This window comes from Rhodomicrobium sp. Az07, from assembly GCF_018619475.1.
In the GTDB taxonomy this organism is placed as follows: Bacteria; Pseudomonadota; Alphaproteobacteria; order Rhizobiales; family Rhodomicrobiaceae; genus Rhodomicrobium.
The window spans coordinates 37,231-56,973 of the sequence record NZ_JAHFZG010000020.1 but is presented as its reverse complement, the minus strand read 5'-3'; the positions used below and the strand labels follow the sequence as shown (position 1 = coordinate 56,973).

Below are 19,743 nucleotides of genomic sequence, written 5' to 3'. Positions count from 1 at the left end.
GCGTTCCATCAGGCCTCTGGCTCTGAACAGGAAAAACGCACTCTTCGCCGGCCACGACCGCGGAGCAGAGCATTGGGGAATCGTCGCCTCCCTGATCGAGAGCTGCAAACTCAATGGCGTCGATCCACAGGCCTATCTCGCCAGCATTCTCTCACGCCTCGTCAATGGCTGGCCGATGCGCAAAATCGATGAACTCATGCCTTGGGCCTATGCCGCCAGCCAAAACGCTGATCCCGTGGTCTGAGAACACCGCTAACTTTTCAAAGGCCTCAGCAAGGCCTGGGTCTTTTTGCGGATGGCCGGGTCTTGCCTTCTGCCGAGAGAAACCGAGGCCTCAGGATCGGGGCCCGCAGGACAATGCGTATCAACTCGGCCTGCTCGTGCGGCGCAAGGCGGGGCGGTCGCCCGTCGCTCCAGCAATCGTAAAGCCCGTCCGGGCCTTGCGCGTTATAGCGGATGACCCAGTCCCTCAAGGTCTGGCGGTCCATCCCGGCCGCTTCCGCAGCCTCCTTGCGGCTCACGCCCGAACGCGCATTGGCGATCGCAAGCAACCGCCGCGCCCCCCCGCGGATTGACTTCAGACCCGGCCAGTTTGCGAAGCATCGCCGGAGTTCGATCCGCTCTTATCGAAAGCGCCATCATGTTGCCTCCCTTCGAATCGCAAGGGCAGGCAATCACGATCCGCCCACCTGCAGAATCGCAACACCGCAACACGAGTCAGACTTTCGATACGGCGGTATCAGATCCGACTCGCCGCCGCATGATCGCATCTCTGCGTCAAATCGGCTGAAGCATTCCGTTCCGTCAGAACCCCCGACGGAATATGACGTTGTCTTCGTAGGTGGGCGCCAGTTCGCGAACCCGTTTCATGGAAAACGGATAACCTTTGGGCAGATATGCTGAAAATCCCATGTTCAGCATTCGCTCGAACAACTGTTCCCGCGTCCCAACAAGATCGGCGTTGCGATCAATTTCCATAATCACAACCAGTCGCTTGTTCTTCTCAAACGTACGAAGCGCACCGTCCAGAACTGCGGATTCATGCCCCTCCACATCAATCTTTATCAGATCCACCCTATCGATACCTTCTTCCTCAGCTACCAAGTCCAGCGGCTTGACCGAGATCTCAAGAAAGCGACCGGTCCCTCCCTTCTTGTGGATTGAAGCTTGCGACAAGCTATCATTATAAAGTGGAAACGACGCAACTTCCCTGGAAAGTCCGAATTTGTGAACCCGAACATTCGAGACCCCATTAAGAGCTATGTTTCGCTCCAGGTAGTCGATCGCGATGGGATTTGGCTCAAACGCATGCACAGTCGAATGCGGCGCCAATTTTGCCACGTTAAGCGCGTAGGAACCAATATTGGCGCCAATGTCAAGGAACACTGGCTTTTCGCCGAATAGTCCACCTCTGAACATAGAGACAATATGTCTATATGTATTTCTTTCGTGAATTCCTCGTGTATAAATCTTCCACATGATCGACGGCGTGCCATCCGCCCAATCCAGTTCATAGGTAACGTCATGCTGTCCACGAAAAGGGGCCGATTCCGAACTGCTCGGTCGTCGAATAAACCTTTCAAGCCTATCCTTTCCATGTTCAACCGGCACAGTTCGACACCAGAAAAGGGCCATATCGTTTATCATTCCCATATCTTTGCGCTCCTCACTACAGAATGCCTTGTTTAGAAACGACAGCGCCGCCGACGGTGGGTTTGCGCCGTAGTCTCAGCGCCGGATCCTTATGAAAGTGCTTTTTGATAGTGCTCACGCACCAGTGAAGCGATAGTATCCGGGCTGTGATGCTGGATGATCCGGGCTCGAGCTTTCTGCCCTTTTTCTCTCGCCTTGCCGGCTCCGGACAGGATATTCAAAACGATCGTCTTCAGTCCGGCGACTATCGATTGGGAGAAAGCGCTGCGTTGCGCGGTGCTTCCCAGTATCCCGTAACCGTACTCATCCTTGGGCACCTCTATTATCCAACCGACTTCGTTGTTATTTATCTCCGGAAGCGCCCTTATATCGGTTGTAATTACAGGAACGCCAAAGGATTGTGCTTCCAGAACGGAATAACCGAATGTTTCTGCGTATGTCGGTAACAGGGCAACGTCCGAACTCGCGAACAACTGTAGCACTTCTCTATTCGGCAGTCGCTTGAAGTGTGTGATGCGTTCCGGCCATTTTGCGATTAACGCAAGCGCCCTGTTCTGGTCGGCTATACCCGTAACTGAAGCGTAGTTGTCAGTTTCTAGTGACGAGACGATTGTTAGCCGGAGATTTTGGTGCGCTGGAAATAGATTGTCGAACACCTGCAGGACCTCCCACCCCCCTTTCCCAAAAAACTGGTGTCCGACTAAAATAAACCGAAGCTCATCTCGGTCACGGTCTTTAGGTGTGGCTAGGTCTTGGACCCTTTGCGGGGGATAAATTCGAGTCAGCTTATGACGAATTTTATCGGCGTATTTTGGGAAGGCCTTCTCGATGTAGCTCATCTGGATTTGCGCGGTGCAATCCGAGATCGCAATCAAGCTCTTGCAGCTATCATTTGCCAACCTCTTTACGTAGAAGTCTGTGATAGCCGAGTTTTTGATCCCTAGCCTCGGCACGATCGTTTCAAAAGTGGATATCCAGGGTTTGGCAGATAGACTCACAACATTGAAGAAATGATACAAATCAACGCTACGATTTGCGCCGAAATCGCAAAATGAGTTCAATAATAACTGGACGCTTCTGTTGCTCGCTCTGAAAATTAGGTATTCCGGCACCTTAAATAGATCATAACACTTCTTAAATACAACGTCCCGATGTTGCAAGGACATGATGTTCCGTTGAACCGGATACCCCGAATGATTAACACCAATTTTGATCAAGTCACCAAACTCCCGCTGGCAACGCCTTCCAAAACGCGACCTTCTGGTCTTCAGAATGAAAAACGCTTAACGTCAGATCCGTATATTGTCAAATGTGGAGTATCATTTGATACGACTTGTTAACAATCCGGAAGCTGCGGCTGTTTCGATCCCGCCTTGGTATGCTACCGTGGCGTCGCGCGATGCTGTGGCTCCTGTTTCGTTCAGAATCGCTGCGATCAAGCGAAAGTCCTTTCGCGGGCCTGTGACGGCGATGCGAGTTGAACCTCGCGCTACGCCGGATACGCACTTCGCGTGGCTTCGATTTCGGCTCGCCGGGTGCGAGGGGCGAAAAATGGTCCGAAATTTCGCCACGGAATGCTTGCGCCCCCGCGCGTTACCCGCTAGAGATATGGGCCTTCGCAGATCGCTTTTGCGAGCCTGCTCCGCACCGGTAGCTCAGCTGGATAGAGCACCAGACTACGAATCTGGGGGTCGGGAGTTCGAATCTTCCCCGGTGCGCCATTTTTCCCTAGTAAAAACAATGGGTTACGCAGCGCAAGCGCAGGTTTAAAGCGCGCGCGTTTTGTGCGATAAGCCTGCCGTAAGCCTTTTAGGGTGAGGGGAGTGGCGTGCCGTCGTCCTACGGCGTCAGCGATAGCGGGTCCGGTTGCGCGCCCATGCGGTGCCAAGCTTCACGAAACTCGTCGCGGTCGTAGGCCGAGGGTTCAAGCCAGAATGCGCCACCGTTTTTGTCCTGCGATGCAAGCTGCCGAACCTCATCCTTTTTCATGATGTAGCAAATTGGATTGTCGGAGTTTGCGTTTATGGTGATGACCCACCAGTCAGAACGCAGATTCTGAATGAACTCACCGAGCGGGACGGCATACCGCTTGCTAAGGGCTTTCGATTGCACACCGAAGAATACTGTCTCATCGGTATTGGTAACAATAAGGTCCGATCCTCGCGCATTTCGAATGGTCGGCATCACGTGCCAGCCTCGCCGCGATAGCTGCCATGCGGCGTAGTTCAGGCCAGAGTTGCCGGTCAACTGACGCCATTTTGGCGGTGCTTTTTGATCGGCCATGCGCACGGCTCCGTCTGATCTCTGCCCGCTTCGCGAGCAAAGTGTAGGCCCTACATGCGTCGATTGCACGGCAACTTTTCTGAATCAATTAGTTTGATATCTTACCCACAAAATAAAGCACTAGCGCGCGCGTTTGTGCCGATAAGCTCGGCCTTAAGCCTGTTAGGGTGAGGCGCCGCGCGAGAGCGCCGATAGATATAGCTTTCTCAATTTAATCGATATATAGGTATTAAAGAATCTTTGGAGCACCGCATGGCAAAGCGTTTAGTTATTTTTAATCACAAAGGTGGCGTTAGCAAGACGACCTCTGCCTATAACATTGGGTGGATGATAGCTGAGAATAAGAGAGTGTTACTGGTTGATGCCGACCCTCAATGTAATCTTACGGGATTAATTCTGAGAGATAGCTTCGAGGAATACTATTTCGAAGACGAAACAAAGTCAGAAAATATCAAGGATGGCGTGGCTCCCGCCTTTGGCGGCAAGCCGGTTCCCATTCGGGCTGTTGATTGCATCAGTCCTCCGCGAGCACCTAACCTGTTTCTTCTCGCCGGGCACGCCAATTTGTCCGAGTATGATGCAGCTTTAACATTTGCTCAAACTTCCAATAATGCGATAACAGCTCTTCAAAATCTACCGGGTGCATTTTTTGAATTGATTCGACTGACAGAAGAAAAATATAAGATAGACGTAACTATCATTGACTTAAACCCTGGATTGAGCTCAATAAACCAAAACCTTTTTTTGATATCAGATGCATTCATTATACCTACAAACCCAGATCCATTTTCTTTAATGGCTCTAGAGACGCTCCAGACCATACTTCCGCGCTGGGTCGCATGGAAGAAGTCGTCTCTATCGCTATTTGCAGATTCCGCTTACCCTCTGCCTGATGGAACTCCCAAATTTATCGGAACATTAATTCAAAGATTTAACGTTCGCAACGGTAAGGCCGCGCGGCCATATAGGGAGAATATAAATGAAATCAACTCCCGAGTAGGCGACCGTCTTTTTCCAGAACTTAAACGCGTAGGGATGACACTGGAGTTGGATCAATATCCCCAGGCATTTCAGAGCTAGGTTACTGCCTTGGCAATATCCCAGATTTTCAAGGTCTACTCCCGAAGTCACGTGTCGAAGGCGTTCCTGTATTCGCTTTGCGCGATGACGAAATTAAAGAAACAGGACCAATACTTCAGAATGCGCTAGAACGTCGTGCTCGGTTTCGCGAGCAGTTTTTGAATATCTCTAATAATATCGTTTCGATGATCGACCATGCATAATGCACTGGAAATTTTTAAAACGAATATAAACAATTCCCGCGAACAGTCTGTTTTGTACGACTTTCTAAAATCTCAAGTTAGAGCACCCGTGCCTTTCGATGATCTATTGAGAGGTCAACTTGTTGTGGCCGTGGCGGCTTTTGATAAGCTTATGCACGACATAATAAAAATCGGTATGTGTCAGATATTTCAGGGAGACAGACCTCCGACACCAAAATATCATTGCGAAAATATTTCAATTCAACTTCACACTGATTTGGTTGGTGCTACGGTTCCGCCGAAAGAGCATCTCTTTGAGAGTGCGATCGTAGCCAAGCTGAGATATATGGCTTTTCAGCATCCAAATAAAATTAGCGATGGCCTTTCTTTAATTTGGCCAGAGAGCAATAAATGGGAAAAAGTCGGTACGAAGATGGGCGTGCAGGGACATTTCGCTAGCACTCAAATGAAACTAATCGCAATGCGGCGCAACGCGATTGTTCACGAGTCCGATATGGACCCAATAACCAACCAAAAAACACCCATTTGTTCACTTGAATGTAAAAATATGACTGATTTTATTGATTCTTGCGGAAGGGTTATAGTAGACCTTGTTGCATGAATCCTGCGATTAGCGAGAGATGGTTGTTCGGCACGACGCACTTCCGTATTCGAGCACCAACTTTTGCATGGCGGCCAAGACACCCGGCATGTCGATGCGGTCCAGCGTCCCCGCCTCAATGCCAGCCTTCACCTCCGCCTCGTACTCGGGCGAAAGAATGTAATCGGCGAGCGTCGACCTTCGCGGGCGTTCAAGGCGGCGCACACGCGCCAACATGGATCGTGTGGCCACCATGTGGTCATCTCCGCTTGATGCCGTCGATCAGTCTTACGAGGTTGAGCATGTAAGCGCGGTTCTCCGCCGCCGCCTCAAGTTCTTTGAGCTTTTTTGCAATCGCGAGCTGCCGCTTAGGGTCCAGCATGGCATTATTCCGCTTTTGGCTTTTCATCGGGCTTTGCCAGAAATCGTGCTGCGCCCTCGCGGCCGAGTTTGCGTTCGAAATATCGAAGCCTGATTTGCTCCATGTCTTCGACCGTTACGCCCGGAGCGGGCTTGATATCGTCGTCCGCCTTCGGCCCGTCGAACTTGGGATTCTCAACGTCGCTGTACCGCACGTTGCTCATCGTCCTTCTCCATTGATGATAGGGTTCTTAGAAACGCAAGGGTACGCGCAAACATTCTTTCGCTTGTCTCCTTCTCAAGCAGCTTCTTTTCGACATACCGTTGCCTGATGGCTTCCATGTCCTCAGGCGTGGGGCTGTTCTTGAGGCTTCGTTGGGACCGTTCATTGCGATAAGCCCGCCCCCGATGCCACGTGATGGCAGGGTCGACGGCAGGTGCGGGGTCGACGGCGGGGACCTTTTTCTCCCGCTCCGACATCTCCCATGCCGCGTAGGACCCGAATGGGGTGAGCCTGCTCATTGTATGCGGCTCCCAAGCACGGCAAGAACCTTATCCGCGTTTCGCCGCACTATGGGGTCTTGACTGTCAAGCAGCGCGTCCCGCGCCATCCGTTCGAAGCTCTGCGTCTTATCGAGCGATAGCTTGTCAAGTACTCCTTTCGTCCATTTCGAGCTCACCCAGTCGCAAAAATCGATCGGAAGGATTTCTATCGGGTGCGCGAACTGGTCTGCCATGCTGACGGCCCACGCCACCGCCTCCTCGTACTTTGCGATGGGCTGCACAAGCAGGGTCCGATAACCTTCCGGGCTCTTGATTATCGTCTTCACCCATAAATCCTGAGGCTCCGGCGGGTAGGCGCTGACAAAGTTTCGTTTCGTCTTGATGATCGACATCAGATTTGCCTCGCTTCCAGTTCGATAATTCTGTGTTCGAGTTCTTCCACGGCGCGAACCGAACTCAACGCGCTAATCGCTTCGATAATTTGCTTGCCCACGTCCGGCGCAACCTTGCCTTCAGCGATAGCCTGCAATACCTGCTCGACCTGCCGGGCGGCGGGCGCGGTGGCGTCGAAATCAAATTCCACGCGCTGGCATTGCGCACGAAGGGTCGGCGCTACGCGAGAGAGGACAAGACCGGCAGCTTGAATGTCGCCCTGGAGCGCGGCGTCGATGACCACACGCGTGACCTTAGGCGCATCATCGACAAGCGCCTGCGAAACCTTTTGCCGCTTGTCGATGATACCCTTTGGTCGACCGGCGGGATTGGGCGACGGCATGCCTTTTTTCCAGTTCGCATTGCCAGCTCCGCCCGCCCTTTTAGGCATGTGGCCCTTTAACCAGTCAGGCTGAACATATTCCGCCATGAGTGAAGCCTCCTTGATATCATCAAGCTTGCGATCAGAGAGCGAAGGCTTTCTCCGCTTTATTCTTGGCGGTGCGCAGCTCGTTGACCTTCTCCCAAGGAGCCCCCACCGCTTTTTGCATCTCGCCCCAAAAAAGCGCCGACCTTTCGGAAAGCAGGCCGTACGCGCCTTGCATCACCGTGAGCTGCTTGAAAACGTCGGGCGACTGCGACGCATTCCACTCGCGGGTGTAAGCGGTCTGCATCTCAGGGTTGAGGCCGGAGAGGTAGGCTGGTGCGCCAAGCACGCTCGACATGGTCTCAGCATCGCCCGCCTTTATGGCCGCGCGGATGAGTTTGCGTCGATCTTCGGACGAGAGCTTCTGCAGGTGCGAACGGATTTCCACCGCAACGACCGAGCTTGACCTGCTCGCAATCGGTTGGGCAAGTTTCGCTTCATGCGAGGCAATGCCTTTCTTCATATTTGCCAGCGCCGTGTCAATGGCGCGGGTGGCGTCAAGCATCACCTTGTCCGCAAAATCCGCCGTGTTGACGATCTGCTGGGCTTCGTTCCAAGTCGGGTTCGTTTTCGCCTTCTCGCGAGCATTATGAACCTTCCGCAAGGTCTCATATGTCGTTGTGAAAGCACTTTCGATCTGCGCGACGCAATGCGCGGTGCTATCGTCATATCCTTCGACACTCGCCATATTGCTTGGATGAAGGGATGGACTAATTCTAGTGTCTACTTCGGACATTTGTTTTCCCCGTTTGGAGCTGAAACTTATGATGTGCTTGCATATTACTTGGTTAACAATTGGGTCAACAAGCGTAAACTGCAAAAAACGCGCAAAAACAATAGGTTCACTTCTTGTTATGCTTCAGTGAACCACAAATTGCAAATCTGTGGGCCGGACCTTATGCGACGATGACCACACGGGGCGCATGCATACGCGGGCAGGGGGCGGCGCGCTACGGGGCGCAGGGGCCGCTACAGCCGGGGTTGCGGTTCCCGCTACATGGGTGGCGGTGGTTGCGCTAACGCGAGCGCACGCGGCAGCGTGCGGCCCACGGCGTGCGTCAAAAGTGCGGCGCCCCCGAAGCGCGCGCTGCTCCCTTTGGCGGGGGCACGGTGTGGAGCATTTACAACAGAGTGAGCGAGAACCAGCCACGGCGCTATCTCTGGCATCTCTGGCTTGGGCACGCGTCGGAAATAAAAGGTTACAATCCCTCTATAGCATAAGCGACACACACCCAAGCCAGAGATGCCAGAGATTTAGCGCATTATCCCCCCCCCTCCCCTGGCCTTAGCTCACGCTCGTGCCTGCTCACCAAAGACTTCCTGCACGGCAGCTCGTTTGGCACGATGGGCTTCACCCTCTTGTGCGTAGAGGCGGAAGATGTTTTGGTTAACCTCCCACTTCGTCGGCCAACCGCCATAGGTGCGGCTGCTGGCGTCACGAAGCCAGTCTAGGTCTTCAAGAAGTTGCACGGCTTCTCGGCGAGTCCGATCATCCTTCGCCTTCTCAAAGGCCCGGCAATGCTGTGTCATCCAATCGCGGCCTATCGTCTGCGTTGCGGGGTCCGCAGCGGCAAGCGAGCGAGCCAAGGCTCTTGCAACCTCGGTTGCAGGCGACCGAGCAAGAATGTCGGTGAACAAGACAACTGAGTGCTTGCGCACCTGTCTCATGAGGTTAATCGCCTTTTGCAGTGTCTCGGCCGACAAGGTCGTGCTAGGTTTTTCTTCGAAAGCGTGGAACACGAGCGCGATGCGTGCTATCATCTCGCTATGCTTTCCGATGTGTGAAGCCAGCGCCGAGGAAACGTCATCCATCGCCGTCGCCATCTTTCCTAGCTCCGTCTCGCTCTCCTTGAACAGGCGGCGGGCCTCAGGGCTGAACTGAATCGTTGTCCTCGAATTTCTGAAAAGATAGTCTAGGTATTTTTTCCAGTGATCCTGCGCGGCACATGCATCACCATCCTTGTCGAAGTCACGCGGGGCAACGATGACAGGTATGAACCTCTGAATCAGCCCGTCCTCAGGCAAGTGCTTCAAGTGCTCGGCAAGAGCGCTTGGCGTCGTCGCCGTCAGGACGGAGGCTCCCCAGTTCGGCACTTGATATGATTTTCGTCCAATACGGTCTATTTGGTAAGGTCCGCCGTCATATAGCTGAAGCCATGCCCCTCGGTTCTTCGCGGCTTCTCCCCGGCCCGACGAATCAATAGCGCCGATCCAGCTAGAGAACTCTTCTGTCAGCATCAACAATCCGCGCGGGTTGTGCCGCAGTTTTTCAGAGAGGGCTTCAATAGTCGCGTCGCTACTGTAGAGAGCGGGTTCCGGAGGACGTGCGTCAGGGCGATCTGGGTCCGGTTTGTAGGTAGCCTGAAAGCATTTCACGACTTCGGAGTGCTTAAGCTTCACAGGTTCCGTCGCCGCTTTAATTGTCGGGCTCTTCCCCGTAGCGGATTTGCCGATCAGCACGGTCCAAAGACGCGGTGACAAGCGCCACCCAGGCTTCGCCTCAAGGGTGTAACTGTCATCGAGCATGGCAGCGGCAGCAGAAATTGCCGCCATGATAACTCCGCTTCGGTCGAAGCCGTTCGCATCGGCATATGCGTTTGCAAAATACGCAATCGGGGAAGGCAGGTGCGCCGGGTCGAGTGCTGGGGCACTGGGTGTGGCAAGGAAATTTAGCGGCGTTCGGTCATGGAATGCACAAGCTGCCGGAACCGCGAAGGCTTTGTCATTATCGTTTTCCGAATCCACTTTGAACATTTTCGTTCGACCGTGAATAATTTTTATCAACGTATCTTTGCACATGAACCCAACTTCGAGCATCTGCCTCCCGTGCTGAATTTGGGCGGCGTCATTCTCCAAGTGTTGTATAGCAACGCTGATTGTTCTTCTCGCATAATCCGGTCGTTTAGCTTTGTCGCGTTTACCCAGTTCCGACAGGAGAAAGGTCGCCCAGCAGTCTTCGGATGAATTGCATTCAGTCATAAGCCTCTTAACAAGGGCAAGGTCGGCTTCCGACTGTGACGGATAACCCATATCTTGCCAGCCACCTCGCCACAGTTTTCCGATGTCTCCTTTATCTTCATTCAAATTACTGGCGAGCGCGAGGTTCGGAACTCCGCCATCTGCTAGCTCAATCAGCGCCGGTTCTTTACCATTGTTTATCTCACGAACGAGTATGCCAAGTAGTGTCTCTCGATCTTCAATAGGTTTCTCGCTATATACGTCCCCCGTGCAAATGATAAATCGATCTTGGCTGTACACCTCCACGCCATCTCTTTTACGCCCGCGCCCAATGCTCCCGCGGACCCATATGTGGAAGCCTTTCCCACTGCGGGAGCGCTCTGTATAGGAGTTGAAAGACGTAATAATTTTTTGGAAGCGATTGGATTGTTCGGGTGGCGTCCAAAGTCGTGGTTCGTCTGGATGCGTATCCTTGTCCTTCACGTCGAGGTCGATGCAGGTGAAAGGGTCTTCAGCGTTTAGCATGAAGCCGATATTCCATCCGCGTTCCGCGGCTGCGGAGCATGCGCTCTCAAAGGTTGTCCATGTGGCGCGATCCGTTGAACTGGCGTTACTTCCGTCAACCTTCAACGGTCGCTTATCGGCGCCAGCAAGCGCCCACTGAGGTAAATTCTTGAGCTCTTGTGGTATCTTCGCCCGCTGATCAGTTAAAATATTAGCTTGTGGAACAACCGTATTTTCTTTAACGTCTTCCATACAGCTTATCTTTCCAGGTATAGTTGAAATCACTAGCGGCGGGATTGCCAAACTCCCGCCGTTTTTTTGTGAATGAACTTACGATTGGCTTGCCACGACCTTCCGTTACGCAGAAACAGCCCGCTTTTTCATGGGGCGCGCGTCGGAGGGCTTGCTGATTGGCTGTCTGAGGGTCGCCGTGTAGGCGCTCGTGCTGGTGAAAGACTGCTTCGCGCGCCATGCCAACAGAGCGGAGCGGAGATAGCGGACGCCCGCTTTAGGCGAGGTGCCCAGCTTGATGAACGCCGGACCTCGGCCTTTGCAGCGCCAAATCTCGAGGGTGTTGGGGTTGATACCGAGAAGCGTGGCGGCTTCTTTGTTCGTCAATAAGTCGTCAAGATCAACCGAATGGGACATAGCAAACCTCCGCCAGTCCTGCCGGGTATTATACCTTCGGCAGGAAAAATCCTGCCGTCGCTTACCCGGACGGTCGATTTAGGGTGAACACTCCGCGCAAGGGCGGAGCCGATGTGAGACGGCGCACACTTGGATAGAAGCGGGCCAGCAAGGTTATGTTAACAAAGACTTAACGTGCCTGTATGCGAAGATTTGCGCAGTCGCACAATTTCCCGCGCGCCTGTTACCAAAAGAGCACAACCTCCGCGCGTACGCTTGCGCCAAAGGCCGCGATGCCCCTGCCCCGCTAGTGGGGCGGCACAGCGCCAGCTAGCGCCTCGATCAGCACGGGGCCGCCGCGGTAGTAGCGGGGCCAAACAACGCCGCTGTGCGCGGCGCTATACGGCCTGCCGCAACGGCGGCTTCCGCTTCTATCAAATCGCCAATTGCCTGAACTTCAGGGTGATAATCCCGAAGGTCCGAGGTTTCAAGATAGTGGCGGGCGGTCACGCCTTGCGGCACGTGGTTCGTGAGAAGCTCCAGCTTCGCAACGTCGAGCCGACAGGCTTTGACGCCGAGCGTGACGAAGGTGCGCCGCATGTCGTGCGCCGACAGCCTTTCCATGCCGATTCGCTTACTCAACCGTTCGAGCGGCCCGCGTGTGTCCATGATGTGGCCGGTCCTGCTCCGCGAAGGAAACACATGCGGGTTCCCGCTCACCCGCTTCCTTGATTTCAGCACTGCGACCGCTTGCGAAGACAGGGGAAGCCAGACCGGATTCCGGTTTTTTGGATCAGGAAGATGCCACCAGCAATTCGTCGGATCGTCGTCATCGATGTTGACGCGGTCCCATGTGAGCTCAGCACCCTCATTTCGCCGAGCGCCGGTAAGGAGCAAAAACCTCACGAGGTCGACGCCCGCGAGCGCGTCGTCGTCGAGAGCACGATGGCGTGCTTCGGCAAGCAGGTGCCAAAACTCGCCGACCTTGCGGCGGTCGATTTGGCGGGTGCGAGGGACCGATGGCTTCAGCTCCTTCTTGAGAATGTCGACGGCGTTATGTTCGATAAGGGGCTTACCGTCAGCTTGCTTATATTCGCCTATGGTAAAGTTGATGAGGGTCCGAAGCGTCACCAGCGCGAGGCTCGCTTGCGTCGGCGCAGGGCCTTTCCCGCGCAAGCCGTGCGTGGCCATCTCCTCAAAGCGCTTCCGGCATTCAGCGGGCGTGATAGAAGCGATGGGTCGCTCCTTCCATGCCTCGAACACTTTTTCGATGTGCCGATCCATTTCCGCGCGGGTGCTTTCCTTCAGCATACCGGGACGCGCGAAATAGGCGTCCGCCACCTGCCTGAGCGTGATCTTCATGGCTTCGTCCTGCCGCTTCAGATCGCGCGGGTCGATGCCCATCCGCATCGAACGCAGGTGCTCGCGGGCAACCTCCCTCGCCTGACCGGTGCGGGAGCCGCGTGAGGGCGGCCTTCGCATCGGCGATAACTCATCTATCGGAGACCAACCATAGTTTTGGGAGCCTTCTCCATGTATCTGCATGGCAGTGCCGTCAGCGCGATAATATATTATAAATTTATGATGGGCTATATCTCCAGTTGTGCCAATAGCATGATAACCTACTACAATATTCTCGGTCATATTGTATACCTACAGCGCTATAATTGCTGTGCTTGCAGAGACTAGCCTCACAGTCACCCCAGTATCACTGAATTATATAATAATCATCTCAGATACAATTGGGATATAAGCTGCATAATAAATCCTAAAATACGTAGATATTATTACATTGGCACCATTCTGCGTAATTTTGAAGCCAGGTTCTGAGCGGAATCGTAATAGCATGTGGTATAAATCGATATCAGTCGATACGTTTCTATACTTTGTTATAATATCAAATGCATCCGTGGTTTCATTAGGCGTCATCCTTTTCATGTAAAAATAGTATTCATGCGCTATCGAGCATAAGAATTTGTTACGACAATTTATTTTTTGTTAAAAATCATTATAGATCAAAAAAGCTATGATGATAACTGCGATCGCGGCGAACATCCGATTTGATCTCAGGCTCCGTAGAGACATCTCGGTATCAGTTCCATTAATTCCTTACTTTAGCTTTTCTACTGCGTCCATTCAGCTACTCCCAAAAAACTCGCCTCCCGTTCGGGAAACACCTTTTCCTTCAGATCCGTCAGCATGGCGTCCTGTCCGCCGAAGGGGGCGACGATATCCACGAGCCACAGCTTGTTGCCCGATTTCCAGTCGGCGGGGCGCCAGGCGCGCATGGCCGCTCTTCAAGCGCTCCTCGACCAGATCGTTAACAAAGGCCCAGAGCGCCACGCCGATCGGGCGGTCGGGAGCATAGAACACGCGAATCTGCCTGAGCAGGATCGGCGTCATCACCAGCCACTCGAGATCGGAGATGAAGAAATTCTTGTGCTTCGGGCTTTGCGAAAACAGCCAGCAGACCTCGCCAAGAAGCGTAGCGACCGTCTTGTCTTTGCCGCCGGGCGTCGGAAGCGTGAACGGAGAGCCGCCCGTGGTCGGACTGCTGCTCGGGTTAGCGTCGCCGTTGGCATGCTGCTTTGTGGGATCGGTTCGCTCGGAGGACGTCATGTGTGTTATCTCACTGGTTCTGGGGATTGCCGCGTTTCACGAAAGTGCGCTGCCGTCTCATTCTCTCGTTCTTCGGATTTCGTCACGCGACGACCGCAGCGCTTCCGGAGCCTAATTCAGGAGTGCTTTGCGGCATCTCAAAAAACATCGGAGAGCAAGAATCCCTACTCGCGGAAGCAGCTTCGCGCTTCTGCGCGGGCGTCCACTGTCGGATCGCCGATCATGGAATGTCATTCCAACGTGCGTAAGGATTGCTTCGGCGGTTCCGAGCATCGATCGCCCGTATTGCCTTATTCAAAGCCGCGCCCGCCAGGTCGCCTGCAGGCACATTCATGCGTTAAATGCGATGGTCCGTATCGGTTAACAGACAAGCAGAGGCCACATCAAAATGCGGTCGAGGTTGCATTTTTGAGCGGTTCTAAAAGCTCAGCGCTCTCGAAGAGCCTCGTCTTTTAGTTTCCGCCGCGATCTTTTCGGCAGGCAGGTAGCGAAAGCCGCGCATTCCGCAAAGGTTGAGGGCGGCGGCGTAACGCTTCTCCGCATCGTTCGTGTCGCCCGCGAGACGGGCCTCCCAGGCCTCTTCGAGTTGCACCCATGCAGCAGCGGCCTTGCGGCGCGCCACGCTCTCCGAATCGGTGTGAAGACTGAGCCAGATCACCTTGCGCTCTTCGACGGGGGCATAGCGCGCGGGCACGCGGCGGCGGAGTTGCCACGTATCGGCCCGCTTGAAAATGGTTGTGTCTTTCACAGCCGCGCCTCTCCCAAATTGTGCATCGAAATGTATAGCACATTTGGGCGAAGCAGCGCTGAACAATTTGCGCTACGGCAAAAAGCTGAATTAAGACGGGCACTTACGGGATTTTTGCAAAAAAAGGTTGGCGGAGGGGATGGGCCTGATATCCAACCTTCTCCAGGTTTCATCCGGGTGGCGATGACAGCTAAAACGGCGCTGCGGGATATTGCTTCCGCGCGAAGCTGTATTGCGGAGAGTTCAAGAATTGTCGCCTTCACAGATACTTAGCCGTCGAGACCTCTACGACTTGGTCTGGCGCAAGCCGATGACAGCGCTTGCACAGGAATTCGGGATATCGGATCGGGGGCTCGCGAAGGTCTGCAGTCGTCATCGTATTCCCGTACCGCCCCGGGGGTACTGGGCCAAGGTTGCTACCGGAGAACAACCGAAAGTGCCGCCGTTCCTCGAACTGAGGGATCGAAGCCTCGATCGGGTAAGCATTCGCGGGGCCACCTCAGCTCTCCCTGACGGCATCGCCGAACTTGCCTGCAAGCGAAAGGCTGAGCGGGAAGTCCGGGCTGCTACCATCAAGGCGACGCCAGAATCCCCAATGCCTCTGATGGAAAACCCACACTCCTCGGTGGCGCAAACGGTGAAGTTCCTTCGGACCAGGAAGCCGGACAAGGAGGGCGTCCTCAGCGCCACGGCGCCAGGCCAGTGTGGCGTGATCGTCGGCGCTGCGTCCGCCGAACGGGCTTGCTTCTTCCTCGACGCGTTGGCGCGGACGCTCGACGAGGTCGGGCTGAGCCTGATAGCGAACGGAGAGAAGATGTCCGTTCAGAAGGGCGCGGACAAGATCAGCTTCACCCTGCTCGAACGAACGAGAAGGCTGAAATACGTACCGACTCCAGAAGAAACCGCTCGGGAGGAGAAGAGGAAAGAGAAACAGGCACGGTCCCTTCGGCGCAACGATTGGGACAGCGTTTCGTTCGGCAGCCGACCGCCTTGGCCGGAATATGTGACTGCGTGGACCGGCGAGCTCGTGTTCTCGATCGACGCGTGGGCGGACGGCCTGCGGAAGACGTGGGGTGACGGCAAGACGCAACGCGTGGAACGGATGGTCCCCGAAATAGTCGCCGGCATAGAGCTCATTCTAGAGACCATTCGCGTGCGCCGCGAGGAGCGTGAGGAGCGCGAGAGGCAGTGGAAAATCCTGCAGCACCGGCGACAGCTCGCACAGGCCCGCCTCAAACGCGAGGAGATGCGACTTTCTCACCTGCGGCAGATCATTGAGCTGCGTCGGGAGGCCCGCGAAATCCGCGAATGGATCTCCGGCCTGCCGCAGGAAGCCAGCCTGTCCGTCGACTCGGATCTGGGCCGGATGCTGCAGTGGGTAGAGTCCCGGTTGGCCGAGCTTGATCGTCGAACCGGACTGGATGCTGCGAAATCCTTTGCGGGCGAAGGCGATCTGTTCCCGGCAGTCGACGAGCTTGAAGATCCGCTCGGCGATCCCCCCGTCAGCTCTGGCTGGGGCTACTGAGTGCTTCTCCTCTGCCTAAGCCCTTTATGGCCGCTGTTCGCTTGGATCGAGATTGATGCTGCAAGGAGACGCATTTCCATTGCCAGATCATCATCCCCTGGCTAGCCTCACGACAACCCAGAAAATGGGCGCGCATAGTTACCATGCGCATCAGGGGGCTGGGAGGCCACGGTGGACAACGAGAGGTCCGAACTTCGCTGGGGAGTCGAGCAGCGTCTCGAGTTCATAGAGTTCCGCCTGTTCTGGGAGGGACATGTGAACCGCAGCGACCTGATGGACCAGTTCGGGGTCTCGGTGAACCAGGCGTCCACCGACCTGAACCGCTACATCGGCTTCGCGCCCGACAACATGGTCTACGACAAGAGCGCGCGGACCTACGTCCGTGGCCCCGAGTTCAAGCCCCGGTTCCTCAAACCCGACGCAAGCCGCTACCTCGCCCAGCTTCGGTCGGTGGCGGACGGGATCCTCGACCGCGAGGACTCCTGGATTGCCGATCTCCCACCCTACGCCTCAGCCCCGACCCCGGTGCGCGGCGTCAATCCCGTGACGCTCCGCTCCGTGGTCAGCGCCATACGCCGGTCCGAGGCGATCGAAGTGAAGTACCAGTCCCTGTCCAGTCCGGAGCCGCGCTGGCGCTGGATCGCTCCGCACGCCATCGGGTTCGACGGGTTCCGCTGGCACACACGGGCGTTCTGCCTGACCGACGAAGCCTTCAAGGATTTCCTGCTCTCGCGAATGCTCGAGATTCGAGAGTGTCGGGAAAGCGATGTGTCCGCGATGGACGACCGCGACTGGAATACTGAAGCCACTCTGGAAATCGGGCCCCACCCCGCCCTTTCCGAAACCCAGGCCAAGGTCATCGCGCTCGACTACGGGATGCGTGGCGGCAAGGTGAAGATCAAGGTCCGGCGCGCGCTGCTGTACTACGCGCTCAGGCGTCTCGGGCTTGATACTGATCCCGACGCGAGAAAGCCTCAGGACCAGCAGATCGTGCTTCTCAACAGGGAGGTCATTCATGAAGATCATGGATAGACTGTCCCGCATCCTCGGCAGTCGCGATCAAACGAAGAGCGAACCGGAAAGCCATGTTCTTGGGCCTTTCGAGATCCGGCTGATCGCCGAAGGGAAGCTCGAGAGGCTTGCCGATTTTGCGGCATCCTCCAGCCTCCACGCGGCCGACCCTAAGGGAGATACGCCGCTCCACCTTGCTGCGCGCATGGGCAATCTTGCCGTTTGCGATCTCTTCATTCGGTCGGGAGCTGACCCCGGCGCACTGAACCACGACCGACAGACACCGGCGGATGTGGCATTTGCCGAAGGTCACGGTCTCGCCGCGCAGCTCCTGTTTTCGCTTGTTGCGGGGTCCCCGGAGACGGAAGCGGAGACGGTTGGCGATCGCGAGGTTTCACTTGAGGTCGAGACTGTCGTTACCGGGCCCGATGCAGTTCTGGAGCACCGTCTCGCCATGCTTCAGGAGACGGAGCCAGCCGATAGGACCGACGACCTAGATGACCTGCTGACTTTCGAAGCTGAGGCAGAACCAGAGGAGTTCTTCGATCAGTACGCGGGCGATACGGCATCGGGGACATTCGTAGCGCTCATCAGTTCGTCACCAGTGGTTTCAGATAACGAGGACGGGGATTGGGATCTCGACCTTTCACAAGCACCAATTTCCGGAGAGGGCATCGGCTCCAGTGCCGCTGCGGCCGCCGATCACGGTGCAGAGAGTGACTTCCTGCAGGTCCGCAACCGCGGCCGGCAATCGGTCAAACGAGCGGTCGTCCAGACCGGCACGCGGATGTCGATCGACCCAGATCTCTGCTTCACCTGGGCAGAGGAGATTCTGGCAAAGGGTCGGTGCTCCCTCGACGATATCGACCGCCTGGTCGCCCATTGCGAAGGGAATGGTGATCTCGAGGAACTGCGCATCAATCTCCAGCGCAACCTGGAAGCAGCTGGCTTCGATCTCGCTCAAGCGACGGGGCATGATGCCGACATCTGGGACGCCGTCTCAGACACATCGTCCGATGACCTTGCTGACGCGTTAGAGGCAGCCCTTACGCGTTGGACGCGGCTTCCCGGCACACAGCGCTTCGTCATGGACAAATCAGAAGAGCTGCAACTGCTGGAGCCAATGATGCGGGCCAAGCAGGAACTCCAGCTGGGCATCCTGGCCTCCGAGACCGCCGTCGAAACGATCCTCGACGTCATGGACCGCATCCGCGACGGTTCGCGAGACCCCGGCTCGGTCTCCCTGAGAACCATTATTCCCTCGCGACCGGGCCATGCGGAGACGTCCGAAGTAATGGCCGCCGCGGACGCCCTGAGGTCTTGGAACACTACTGGCCGGGTAATGGACGGCAAACGACGAAGAGAGGCACTTGCTGCGCTCGAGGCATTGGATCTCTCTCTGGCATTCCAAAAGGAGTTGGTCCGCAGACTGAAGCAGTTCCCAGCGTGCCAAGCCGAGGCCAGTCAGCTGGAAGCCGAAATCCTGATCTCCGAATCCGCTACCGAACACCTTATCCGCGAGCACCTGCCTTACGTGCGGCGGTTTGCCTCGCGGAACGTGGAGGAAGGCGAGGATCCAGAGGACGTCTTTCAGGTCGCGTTCATGGGTCTGCAGCGTTCCACAAGGCGATTTGATCCCGAACGTGGTTATCGCTTCCTCATCTACGCCACTTACTGGATGCGACAGGCCATCATGCGATGGCGCGCTGATGAAGGCGCGGCGATCCGCATCCCGGTGCATCGGAACGAGAAGGTCACCAAGCTTGATCGCGCCCTCGACAGGCTGGACGTTCGGGTCGGCGGTGCCGTTTCCGACCTTGATCTCGCCGAAGAGCTGGAATGGGCAATCGACGAGGTCAGACAGTTCCGCGGCATCCCGCGTGAAGCCGAATATCCCGCAAGCCTCGACGACTGGGACAACCTGCTGCCCGAACCTCCAGCAGTGGATGTCTTCGACCAGGCAGAAACCGAAAGGATCGTGACAGACGCACTGGCTGATCTGCCGGAACGTCAGGCTGATGTGATCCGGATGCGCTTTGGTATCGGGCGCGATTCCGACATGACCCTCGAGGAAATCGGTCAGATCTACGGCGTGACGCGCGAGCGCATTCGTCAGATCGAAGCGAAGGGCCTCGATCGACTTTCCCATCCGGGTCGCAAGCGTCGGCTCCAGGAATTGCTGGGGATGTGACGGGATGGGTGTAAGAAATGCTCCTCCTCATGCCGGGT

General features: G+C 55.6%; 21 protein-coding genes, 1 tRNA gene and 1 pseudogene. 7 read left to right on the top strand and 16 right to left on the bottom strand.

The features are described 5' to 3' along the window. The coding region (locus KKP04_RS13675) for a transposase domain-containing protein (protein WP_215032658.1) at window positions 1-244 on the top strand (244 nt) is incomplete at its 5' end. 25 nt (window positions 245-269) lie between these two features. Here KKP04_RS13675 and KKP04_RS15980 read toward each other — a convergent pair. The 3 genes from KKP04_RS15980 to KKP04_RS13660 all read right to left on the bottom strand — a co-directional run bounded on the left by KKP04_RS15980 (window position 270) and on the right by KKP04_RS13660 (window position 2,870). Then, window positions 270-551: a helix-turn-helix domain-containing protein gene (locus tag KKP04_RS15980; RefSeq protein WP_215032655.1), complete on the bottom strand. Its 282-nt coding sequence runs from the start codon at window positions 549-551 to the stop codon at window positions 270-272. 253 nt (window positions 552-804) lie between these two features. After that, window positions 805-1,647 carry an FkbM family methyltransferase gene (locus KKP04_RS13665; protein ID WP_215032652.1) on the bottom strand — a complete coding sequence of 281 codons (843 nt, stop codon included), beginning with the start codon at window positions 1,645-1,647 and terminating at the stop codon, window positions 805-807. A 95-nt stretch (window positions 1,648-1,742) separates the two neighbouring features. Next, on the bottom strand, window positions 1,743-2,870 hold the full coding sequence (locus KKP04_RS13660; RefSeq protein WP_215032649.1) for a glycosyltransferase family 4 protein: 1,128 nt from the start codon (window positions 2,868-2,870) through the stop codon (window positions 1,743-1,745). A 427-nt stretch (window positions 2,871-3,297) separates the two neighbouring features. Here KKP04_RS13660 and KKP04_RS13655 point away from each other — a divergent pair. Next, window positions 3,298-3,374 (top strand) — tRNA-Arg (locus tag KKP04_RS13655). A 118-nt stretch (window positions 3,375-3,492) separates the two neighbouring features. Here KKP04_RS13655 and KKP04_RS13650 read toward each other — a convergent pair. Then, window positions 3,493-3,936 carry a hypothetical protein gene (locus tag KKP04_RS13650; RefSeq protein WP_215032646.1) on the bottom strand — a complete coding sequence of 148 codons (444 nt, stop codon included), beginning with the start codon at window positions 3,934-3,936 and terminating at the stop codon, window positions 3,493-3,495. Between the two features lie 252 nt (window positions 3,937-4,188). Here KKP04_RS13650 and KKP04_RS13645 point away from each other — a divergent pair, with 252 nt between their 5' ends. Both KKP04_RS13645 and KKP04_RS13640 read left to right on the top strand, forming a co-directional pair. After that, on the top strand, window positions 4,189-5,016 hold the full coding sequence (locus KKP04_RS13645) for a ParA family protein (protein ID WP_215032644.1): 828 nt from the start codon (window positions 4,189-4,191) through the stop codon (window positions 5,014-5,016). A 195-nt stretch (window positions 5,017-5,211) separates the two neighbouring features. Beyond that, the gene (locus KKP04_RS13640) at window positions 5,212-5,820 is read left to right on the top strand and encodes a hypothetical protein (RefSeq protein ID WP_215032641.1); all 609 of its coding nucleotides are present in this window, start codon (window positions 5,212-5,214) and stop codon (window positions 5,818-5,820) included. Between the two features lie 9 nt (window positions 5,821-5,829). On the opposite strand, the gene KKP04_RS13635 is transcribed toward KKP04_RS13640, so the two are convergent. From KKP04_RS13635 to KKP04_RS13590, 12 genes and pseudogenes are all read right to left on the bottom strand, one after another. Next, window positions 5,830-6,054, bottom strand: a complete 225-nt coding sequence (locus tag KKP04_RS13635) for a hypothetical protein (RefSeq protein WP_215032638.1) — start codon at window positions 6,052-6,054, stop codon at window positions 5,830-5,832. A gap of 4 nt (window positions 6,055-6,058) precedes the next feature. Then, complete coding sequence (locus tag KKP04_RS15785; RefSeq protein ID WP_256437999.1) at window positions 6,059-6,181, bottom strand: hypothetical protein; 123 nt, start codon at window positions 6,179-6,181, stop codon at window positions 6,059-6,061. Window positions 6,182-6,185: 4 nt separating this feature from the next. After that, a complete protein-coding gene (locus tag KKP04_RS13630) occupies window positions 6,186-6,383 on the bottom strand; it encodes a hypothetical protein (protein ID WP_215032635.1) in 198 nt (65 codons plus the stop codon). Window positions 6,384-6,677: 294 nt separating this feature from the next. Further along, complete coding sequence (locus KKP04_RS13625; protein WP_215032632.1) at window positions 6,678-7,055, bottom strand: hypothetical protein; 378 nt, start codon at window positions 7,053-7,055, stop codon at window positions 6,678-6,680. Continuing rightward, a complete protein-coding gene (locus KKP04_RS13620; protein ID WP_371818811.1) occupies window positions 7,055-7,486 on the bottom strand; it encodes a DUF5681 domain-containing protein in 432 nt (143 codons plus the stop codon). The genes KKP04_RS13625 and KKP04_RS13620 overlap by 1 nt, the downstream gene beginning before the upstream one ends. A 73-nt stretch (window positions 7,487-7,559) precedes the next feature. Then, complete coding sequence (locus KKP04_RS13615; RefSeq protein WP_215032626.1) at window positions 7,560-8,258, bottom strand: hypothetical protein; 699 nt, start codon at window positions 8,256-8,258, stop codon at window positions 7,560-7,562. Between the two features lie 554 nt (window positions 8,259-8,812). Beyond that, window positions 8,813-11,236, bottom strand: coding sequence for a DUF3987 domain-containing protein (locus KKP04_RS13610; protein ID WP_215032623.1), 2,424 nt, complete (start codon window positions 11,234-11,236; stop codon window positions 8,813-8,815). 105 nt (window positions 11,237-11,341) lie between these two features. Next, window positions 11,342-11,632 carry an AlpA family transcriptional regulator gene (locus KKP04_RS13605; RefSeq protein ID WP_215032620.1) on the bottom strand — a complete coding sequence of 97 codons (291 nt, stop codon included), beginning with the start codon at window positions 11,630-11,632 and terminating at the stop codon, window positions 11,342-11,344. A gap of 321 nt (window positions 11,633-11,953) precedes the next feature. Continuing rightward, complete coding sequence (locus KKP04_RS13600; protein ID WP_215032617.1) at window positions 11,954-13,255, bottom strand: tyrosine-type recombinase/integrase; 1,302 nt, start codon at window positions 13,253-13,255, stop codon at window positions 11,954-11,956. 479 nt (window positions 13,256-13,734) lie between these two features. Then, window positions 13,735-13,899, bottom strand: a complete 165-nt coding sequence (locus tag KKP04_RS15975; protein WP_371818808.1) for a toxin-activating lysine-acyltransferase — start codon at window positions 13,897-13,899, stop codon at window positions 13,735-13,737. A 10-nt stretch (window positions 13,900-13,909) separates the two neighbouring features. After that, a pseudogene (locus tag KKP04_RS13595) lies at window positions 13,910-14,230 on the bottom strand (toxin-activating lysine-acyltransferase); the annotation flags it as partial. Between the two features lie 418 nt (window positions 14,231-14,648). Next, a complete protein-coding gene (locus KKP04_RS13590) occupies window positions 14,649-14,978 on the bottom strand; it encodes a DUF6538 domain-containing protein (protein WP_251134111.1) in 330 nt (109 codons plus the stop codon). Between the two features lie 292 nt (window positions 14,979-15,270). Here KKP04_RS13590 and KKP04_RS13585 point away from each other — a divergent pair, with 292 nt between their 5' ends. From KKP04_RS13585 to KKP04_RS13575, 3 genes are all read left to right on the top strand, one after another. After that, on the top strand, window positions 15,271-16,503 hold the full coding sequence (locus KKP04_RS13585) for a hypothetical protein (RefSeq protein WP_215032611.1): 1,233 nt from the start codon (window positions 15,271-15,273) through the stop codon (window positions 16,501-16,503). A 171-nt stretch (window positions 16,504-16,674) separates the two neighbouring features. After that, entirely contained in the window at window positions 16,675-17,535 is an 861-nt protein-coding gene (locus KKP04_RS13580; protein WP_215032608.1) for a WYL domain-containing protein, read from the top strand. Then, a complete protein-coding gene (locus KKP04_RS13575) occupies window positions 17,519-19,705 on the top strand; it encodes a sigma-70 family RNA polymerase sigma factor (RefSeq protein ID WP_215032605.1) in 2,187 nt (728 codons plus the stop codon). The genes KKP04_RS13580 and KKP04_RS13575 overlap by 17 nt, the downstream gene beginning before the upstream one ends. Window positions 19,706-19,743: the final 38 nt, after the last annotated feature.

Bases quoted from the DNA above. Each gene is read 5' to 3' on its own strand.
- KKP04_RS13600 (WP_215032617.1), bottom strand. From the start codon at position 13,255: ATGACCGAGAATATTGTAGTAGGTTATCATGCTATTGGCACAACTGGA.
- KKP04_RS13635 (WP_215032638.1), bottom strand. From the start codon at position 6,054: ATGGTGGCCACACGATCCATGTTGGCGCGTGTGCGCCGCCTTGAACGC.
- KKP04_RS15975 (WP_371818808.1), bottom strand. From the start codon at position 13,899: ATGCGCGCCTGGCGCCCCGCCGACTGGAAATCGGGCAACAAGCTGTGG.
- KKP04_RS13575 (WP_215032605.1), top strand. From the start codon at position 17,519: ATGAAGATCATGGATAGACTGTCCCGCATCCTCGGCAGTCGCGATCAA.
- KKP04_RS13605 (WP_215032620.1), bottom strand. From the start codon at position 11,632: ATGTCCCATTCGGTTGATCTTGACGACTTATTGACGAACAAAGAAGCC.
- KKP04_RS13625 (WP_215032632.1), bottom strand. From the start codon at position 7,055: ATGTCGATCATCAAGACGAAACGAAACTTTGTCAGCGCCTACCCGCCG.
- KKP04_RS13620 (WP_371818811.1), bottom strand. From the start codon at position 7,486: ATGCCTAAAAGGGCGGGCGGAGCTGGCAATGCGAACTGGAAAAAAGGC.
- KKP04_RS13615 (WP_215032626.1), bottom strand. From the start codon at position 8,258: ATGTCCGAAGTAGACACTAGAATTAGTCCATCCCTTCATCCAAGCAAT.
- KKP04_RS13645 (WP_215032644.1), top strand. From the start codon at position 4,189: ATGGCAAAGCGTTTAGTTATTTTTAATCACAAAGGTGGCGTTAGCAAG.
- KKP04_RS15785 (WP_256437999.1), bottom strand. From the start codon at position 6,181: ATGCTGGACCCTAAGCGGCAGCTCGCGATTGCAAAAAAGCTCAAAGAA.
- KKP04_RS13665 (WP_215032652.1), bottom strand. From the start codon at position 1,647: ATGATAAACGATATGGCCCTTTTCTGGTGTCGAACTGTGCCGGTTGAA.
- KKP04_RS13650 (WP_215032646.1), bottom strand. From the start codon at position 3,936: ATGGCCGATCAAAAAGCACCGCCAAAATGGCGTCAGTTGACCGGCAAC.
- KKP04_RS13640 (WP_215032641.1), top strand. From the start codon at position 5,212: ATGCATAATGCACTGGAAATTTTTAAAACGAATATAAACAATTCCCGC.
- KKP04_RS13610 (WP_215032623.1), bottom strand. From the start codon at position 11,236: ATGGAAGACGTTAAAGAAAATACGGTTGTTCCACAAGCTAATATTTTA.
- KKP04_RS13630 (WP_215032635.1), bottom strand. From the start codon at position 6,383: ATGAGCAACGTGCGGTACAGCGACGTTGAGAATCCCAAGTTCGACGGG.